The sequence below is a fragment of the Mesorhizobium sp. M7A.F.Ca.CA.004.12.1.1 genome (genome assembly GCF_003997835.1).
In the GTDB taxonomy this organism is placed as follows: Bacteria; Pseudomonadota; Alphaproteobacteria; order Rhizobiales; family Rhizobiaceae; genus Mesorhizobium.
In genome coordinates this window covers 1-2,444 of record NZ_RZRK01000885.1, presented here as the reverse complement: position 1 = coordinate 2,444, position 2,444 = coordinate 1, and the positions used below count along the sequence as shown (strand labels likewise).

Below are 2,444 nucleotides of genomic sequence, written 5' to 3'. Positions count from 1 at the left end.
AGCCATAGGCGTCGAGCATGCCGATGATCTGGCCCATCCTGGCGCGGCCGCGCGCGTCGGCAGGCTGCAGCGCCGGTCCTTCGAAGGCCTCGTCGATATAGCGGGCAATCGCATTGGTCTCGAACAGGCGAAACCCGTCATAACAGAAGGCCGGGATGCGGCCGAACGGATGATGCTCGAAATACCAGGCGGGAATCCCCTCGGCGGCAAAGACATCGACCGGCACAAGCTCGTAGTCGATGCCTTTTTCCGCGAGTACGAGGCGGACGATGCGTACATAGACGCTGTACTCCGCCCCGTAGACGATGGGCTTGCCCATCTTGCTTACTTGTCAGGCCATCGCCTTCTGCAGGTTCTCGTCGATCTTGTCGAGGAAACCGGTGGTCGACAGCCAGGGCTGGTCGGGGCCGATCAAGAGCGACAGGTCCTTGGTCATGAAGCCGGACTCGACCGTCTGGATGCAGACTTTTTCCAGCGTCTCGGCAAAGCGCTTCAGGTCGGCATTGTCGTCGAGCTTGGCGCGATGCGTGAGGCCGCGCGTCCAGGCGAAGATCGAAGCGATCGAATTGGTCGAGGTTTCCTCGCCCTTCTGATGCTGGCGGTAGTGGCGGGTGACCGTGCCGTGCGCGGCTTCCGCTTCCACCGTCTTGCCGTCCGGCGTCATCAGCACCGATGTCATCAGGCCGAGCGAGCCAAAGCCTTGCGCGACCGTGTCGGACTGCACGTCGCCATCATAGTTCTTGCAGGCCCAGACATAGCCGCCCGACCATTTCAGGGCGGAGGCCACCATGTCGTCGATCAGGCGGTGCTCGTACCACAGCTTCTTCGACTTGAACTCAGCCTCGAACTCGGCCTCATAGACTTCCTGGAAGATGTCCTTGAAGCGGCCGTCATAGGCCTTGAGGATGGTGTTCTTGGTCGACAGATAGACCGGGTAGTTGCGCAGCAGGCCGTAGTTCAGCGAGGCGCGGGCGAACTCGCGGATCGACTCGTCGAGATTGTACATGGCCATGGCGACACCGGCGCCGGGCGCGTCGTATACATCGTGCTCGATCACCTGGCCGTCCTCGCCGACGAACTTGATGGTCAGCTTGCCCTTGCCGGGGAAGCGGAAATCGGTGGCGCGGTACTGGTCGCCGAAGGCATGGCGGCCGACGATGATCGGCTTGGTCCAGCCGGGCACCAGGCGCGGCACGTTCTTCATGATGATCGGCTCGCGGAAGATGGTGCCGCCGAGGATGTTGCGGATGGTGCCGTTCGGCGACTTCCACATCTTCTTCAGCTTGAACTCCTCGACGCGCTGTTCGTCGGGGGTGATCGTCGCGCATTTCACGCCGACGCCGTGTTTTTTGATGGCGTTGGCCGAATCGATGGTCACCTGGTCGTTGGTGGCGTCGCGGTGCTCGATGCCGAGGTCGTAATATTCAAGCTTGAGGTCGAGATAAGGGTGGATCAGCTTGTCCTTGATGAACTGCCAGATGATGCGGGTCATCTCGTCGCCGTCGAGTTCGACGACCGGGTTCGCCACCTTGATCTTCGCCATGGAAAGAATGCCTCGTTGCTGGATATGGGACGGCCTTGCCCGCGCGGCGTTGGGCCGGGAGATGTCGCCCGTATATCAAAGCGCTTTTGGCCACGCAAACGGCGATCGGTCACGAATTGGAGGCCAGAGCCGTCGTCATTTGCGAATGCTTCATTTTCCCGGCCGAATGTGGCAGGGACGCTGAAATGCCGCAAACAGCAGTTCATTGACAATCATGCCCGTCATCAAAGATCCCGATAGCATTGCAGTCGCTGGCCCGGCGATCATCCTCGTCGAGCCTCAGCTTGGCGAGAACATTGGCATGGTCGCGCGCGCCATGGCCAATTTCGGCCTGTCGGAGCTGCGCCTGGTCAACCCGCGTGATGGTTGGCCGAGCGAGAAGGCGCGCGCGGCGGCCAGCCGCGCCGATCATGTCATCGACGCTGTCACCGTCTTCGACGATCTGGCCTCGGCGCTCGCCGACCTGAACTTTGTCTTCGCCACCACGGCCAGGCAGCGCGACGGCTTCAAATCCGTGCGCGGGCCGGTGGAGGCGGGCAGGCTGCTGCGGGCGCGCCACGTGATGGGCCAGCGCACCGGCATCCTGTTCGGACGCGAACGCTTCGGCCTCTACAATGACGAGGTCGGCCTTGCCGACGAGATCGTCACTTTCCCGGTCGATCCCGATTTCTCCTCGCTCAACATCGCCCAGGCAGCACTTCTGATGTCCTACGAATGGATGAAGTCCGGCCTGGAGGACGAGACCAAGACCAATTTTTCCGGCCCGGACATGAAATCGGCAAGCAAGGAAGAATTGCACGGCCTGTTCGCCTATCTCGAAGGCGCGCTGGAAGCGCGCGGCTATTTCCGGCCGGCGCCGAAGAAGCCGAAAATGATCGACAATCTTCGCGCGGTGCTGACA

General features: G+C 61.6%; 3 protein-coding genes. 1 reads left to right on the top strand and 2 read right to left on the bottom strand.

The window, feature by feature from the left end; translation table 11 throughout:
• On the bottom strand, positions 1-319 hold a 319-nt coding region (locus EN984_RS31225; RefSeq protein WP_206517529.1), incomplete at its 3' end, for a glutathione S-transferase N-terminal domain-containing protein.
• 12 nt (positions 320-331) lie between these two features.
• Entirely contained in the window at positions 332-1,543 is a 1,212-nt protein-coding gene (locus tag EN984_RS31220) for an NADP-dependent isocitrate dehydrogenase (RefSeq protein WP_127270610.1), read from the bottom strand.
• A 214-nt stretch (positions 1,544-1,757) separates the two neighbouring features.
• Between EN984_RS31220 and EN984_RS31215 the strand changes: the two genes are divergently transcribed.
• Positions 1,758-2,444 (top strand): RNA methyltransferase (locus EN984_RS31215; protein ID WP_164765777.1); only part of this gene is annotated, 687 nt, incomplete at its 3' end.